A 3,448-nucleotide genomic window follows, 5' to 3' on the forward strand; every position below is an offset into this window, starting at 1 on the left:
GAACTCTGCGAGTTCAGACTTTCCGAGAGGTCTTCAGCAGGAACCCGGACCTGCGTTGTGTCTCCGCTTCGGCATCAAGGGCCGGGTTCGGGCCGACTGGCGGTCTCCAGCGGACCCTCCAGGAGCATTCGGGCGGCCTCGGCATAGCGGATGGCCGTGAATTCGGAGATCCCGAAGACGGCCGCGAGACGAGCCGGGTCGCCTCCTCCAGCGAGCGCCTCTTCCAAGTGCCGGTCGATTCGCATCTGTTCGAGCGAGGCACTCAGGCCGGCGAATTGTGCATGGCACCAGTAGTCACTGACCGGGCCGGTCTCGTGAGCGGTGACGCGCGTGAGGAACAGGTGCCGGTTGGCTGTCCTTGGCCATGTGCGGTGCCGGAAGAAGAGGTAGTTGATCAGCAGGTCGTGCGTCAGGTCGTCCAAGGGTCGTGTGTGGCCGGCGAGGGTGATCTTCCGATTGGAGAAGTCGAGGTCGTCGAGTGTCAGCAGCTTGATTCCTGGCCGTCGGGCTGCGTGGACGGCGGCAAGCGCGAGCATGAGCCGCTGGGCTGGGGTGATTGCGGCGGCAACGGCGTCGGTGTAGCTCTGCCGGGGCAGGGGGATGATCGGTGGCCGCTCGAGCTTTCCTCCCTTGATGCCCATGGTCGGGTCGCGGAAGATCTGGCGTCGGCGGCGCATGAAGCGGAACAGGGAGCGAAGCCCGTTGAGGAGGGCTTTACGTTCGACTCCGTGGATGGCATCGACCGCTGCCTGGATGTCGTCGCGGGTGATCTCACGCAGGTGACGGTGGCGACCGGACCACTCCAGCAGAAGGGGGTGGACGGCGGACATCTTGCCCCACGTGCTGGAACGGCTGTGCGACCGGTGCCGTGGCCCTCCTTCGTGCAGGGACCTCAGCCAGTCGCGGACGTCCTCGGCGATCTCCGGCGCCAGGTCCTGGCTGCGGGCGGCGAGCCAACACTCGAACGAGCCGGGCCGGTCGTCAACCAGGATGCCCATGTCGTCGAGGACCTCCGCGACGCGTTCGACGTTCACCTTGCGGTCAGCGGCCAGGGGCAACATGTCGAGGTAGGAAATGAGCTCGCCCACCTGGTGGCCGGAGAGAACAACGACCAGGCCCCGATCGGTCAGCCGACACACCTCGGTCGTCCATCCCCGCAGCTCTGCCAGCCTCTCGGCAACCACGCGGGCCGCGACCAGGGTGAGGTTGGCATAATCGGCATGCCGAGCCTTCTCGAAACAGCGGTAGTCCCGCCGTGCCTCGAACAGACGAAGTTGCTCCCCCGGGCACGGCCCGACCACCAGGGCCTCCCCCGCCACCGTCAGCCGGTCCTGCCGATAGCGCCACTTCGGATAGGCCAGCTGCGACGACCGCTTCAAGCCTCCGAGCTCCAGCTGATGACCGGTACGGGTGATCAGCGGGAAGTAGGCCCGCGGGTCGATCCGGACATCCGGGTTGGCCAGCTCCGTACCCTCCAGCAGCCTGGCCTGCACCCAGCACGCGCGGCAACGTCCGTCCCGCAGGAAGAACTCCGCGCCGCAGGTCAGACACGTCCCCGGGGGAAACCGGTAGGTCCAGCCACTACAGGCGATGCAGTAGCGGTTCTTGCCAACGACCCATGCGTAGCAGTGCGGGCAACTGCGGGGCCGGGTGCTGCGGGTCTTGGGGTGGCAGTCGGCGCACTTGGCCACGCTGTAGAAGGCTCCGCGTCGCACGCTGCCGCCACAGACCGCGCAGAGCGCGTGGTCCGCTCCCGGGTGGACGCACCACCAGCACACCGTTCTGTCGCGGTGGCGCGGGCTGCCGGCGCCGCACCTGGGACACGGCCGGAACGTGAAAGGGCTCATAGCGGCGGCAGCCTCCGTCCATCGCGCTGGCGGGGCACCGGCCGCTGCCCCGGAATCCTCTCGCCGGCCGCCTTGACCACGGTCTCGTTCTGGCCGCCAGCCGTCGGCACCTTGTCGGGCTCGGGGATGAGCAAGTCCCCGACACCGCAGCCCAGGACGGCGCACAGGACGTCCAGGTCCCCCAGCTTCACGCTCGCCGGATCCCCCGACCAGAGCCCGGACATCTTGCCCGCGCTGATCACCAGCCCCCGGTCGGCCAGCATCCGCTGCAACTCGCTCGCCTTCCAGATCCCGCGGTTGGCCGCGGCCAGTCTCAGATTCCACTTCACGATCGACATCCCCTCACGTGGCCAGTCCCGCCAAACGCTCCGCTGCCCGCCGCTGTCCGGCGGCCCACGACTCCTCAACGAAGCCCCGGTGCACATGCACGTAGCGCAACGTCGTCACCAGCCACTCGTGCCCGAGCAGCTCCTGCACCGCCATGAGGTCCATGCCGTGCAGGTAGAGCTGGGAGGCACAGAAATGCCGCAGCACATGCGGTGTCACCTTGCCCGCCCACCCGGGAAGATGCCGCTCAGCCGCCTCAGCCAGACCCAGCCGCAGCGCGTGATCACCCATGCGCAGACTGCTGCCGTCGCGCCCCCGGCGTTCGGAGAGGAACAGCGGAGCCCCGGGCCGGGTGTGGTCGGCGTCGAACTGCCCCCACACGTCCTCGATGTACCAGCGAAGCAGCACGTCACCGCCGTTGATCAACGGCACCATGCGCTCGCGCGGACCGCTGCCCCTGGCCCCCTTGCCGTGCCGGACGTGCAGCTTGCCGTACCGACCCAGCTCCCACCTGACGTCGCTCAGGTCGAGCATGCGGGCCTCGTTGATCCGCAAGCCGACCTTCGCCATCAGCCGGGCCGCCGCGAAGTTGCGCGCTGCCGGGCCGAACTTCCTGCATGTCGCCAGATCCTCACGCCAGCCGGCGAACAGGCGCTCGACCTCATGCTCCTCCGGCGGGATCCGCAAGCCCATCCGGCTCCGGCCCGACGGAGTGTTCATCTCGTCGAGCGGACACTCCGCGATCCGGCCAGTCAGCCGGTAGAGCTCCGACTTCATCCGCAGCTCGATGAACCGGAAGTACGTCGACAAGGCGAACGCCCGCAACTGGCGCGTCGCGACCGCGGCCCCCCGCATCACCTGCCCGAAGAACCTGTCCGCATCAGGCGGCTCCATCTCCCACAAGGGACGACCGAACCAGGAACGGATTTGCCCGAGAGACGAAACCTCTGTTTGAACCGACCCATCCGCCAGACCCGACGCCGCGCGGGCCAGCACATACCCGGCAAGGACATCGGTCTCAAGATCGTCAAGGTCCTCGGCCGCCAGAGCGTGAGGGCTGCGGATCTCCCGAACAACCGTAAGCGACACGCCATACCTCCGCCGGTTCACCCCGAGGACTCGAACTTCAGAATCCGTGAAATCCCCTCACCCTGGGGGCACTTCCCTCACTCTTCACCCAAAGGGGTGACGTCAGGGCAAACCAGCAGGTCGCAGGTCACAGCACAGTCGCCGGGAGCTCTCGCGCGGCAGGCAACCCGCAGGGAAAGGTGTCT

3 protein-coding genes are annotated in these 3,448 nt (G+C 67.7%); all 3 read right to left on the reverse strand.

The genetic code is table 11. The annotated features are described in order from the left end of the window. Window positions 1-74 precede the first annotated feature (74 nt). Entirely contained in the window at window positions 75-1,691 is a 1,617-nt protein-coding gene (locus tag ACGFYY_RS42240; RefSeq protein WP_393717948.1) for a hypothetical protein, read from the reverse strand. 152 nt (window positions 1,692-1,843) lie between these two features. Beyond that, window positions 1,844-2,176: a helix-turn-helix domain-containing protein gene (locus ACGFYY_RS42245; protein ID WP_393717950.1), complete on the reverse strand. Its 333-nt coding sequence runs from the start codon at window positions 2,174-2,176 to the stop codon at window positions 1,844-1,846. 13 nt (window positions 2,177-2,189) lie between these two features. Further along, complete coding sequence (locus tag ACGFYY_RS42250; protein ID WP_393717952.1) at window positions 2,190-3,263, reverse strand: tyrosine-type recombinase/integrase; 1,074 nt, start codon at window positions 3,261-3,263, stop codon at window positions 2,190-2,192. Between the last annotated feature and the right edge of the window lie 185 nt (window positions 3,264-3,448).

The sequence above is a fragment of the Streptomyces sp. NPDC048331 genome (genome assembly GCF_043201215.1).
GTDB lineage: Bacteria > Actinomycetota > Actinomycetes > Streptomycetales > Streptomycetaceae > Streptomyces.